This is a genomic window from Flavobacterium hydatis (genome assembly GCF_000737695.1).
GTDB classification, from domain to species: domain Bacteria; phylum Bacteroidota; class Bacteroidia; order Flavobacteriales; family Flavobacteriaceae; genus Flavobacterium; species Flavobacterium hydatis.
In genome coordinates this window covers 1-421 of sequence record NZ_JPRM01000088.1, presented here as the reverse complement: position 1 = coordinate 421, position 421 = coordinate 1, and the positions used below count along the sequence as shown (strand labels likewise).

The following is a 421-nucleotide window of genomic DNA, read 5'->3' as shown; positions in this document are numbered from 1 at the left end:
AAACTAGAAGGCTGGCTTGTGTTCAGGAATTATACGGTACCATAACCGATTTGGCAACTGGAGCGGTTTTACCAAACACTAAACTGTCTTTGTATTCTAGCGACTTTAAGGTAATTGGAACGGGCTATTCTGACCAAAACGGTAATTATACTTTCCCTGTAGAATGCGGATTAGTATATAATCTGAGAGCCGAGAAAGAGAAATATACTACCAAGGAACAAAGTGTAACGATCCTTAAAGTAAACGGAAGAACAAACTTATCTATTGCTCTGGAAAAATCTGATTGTGTTGTAACAATTGGTGATGATTTAGGTAAATGTTTTGGTATTAAAATGATTTATTTCGATTTGGATAAATCTAATATTCGCAGAGAAGCTGCCTTTGATCTAGAAAAAATTCTAGATGTAATGAACCAATATCC

Annotated in this window: 1 protein-coding gene; it reads left to right on the top strand. The window is 35.2% G+C overall.

The window, feature by feature from the left end:
- Window positions 1–421 (top strand): carboxypeptidase-like regulatory domain-containing protein (locus IW20_RS25145; RefSeq protein WP_035629158.1); only part of this gene is annotated, 421 nt, incomplete at both ends.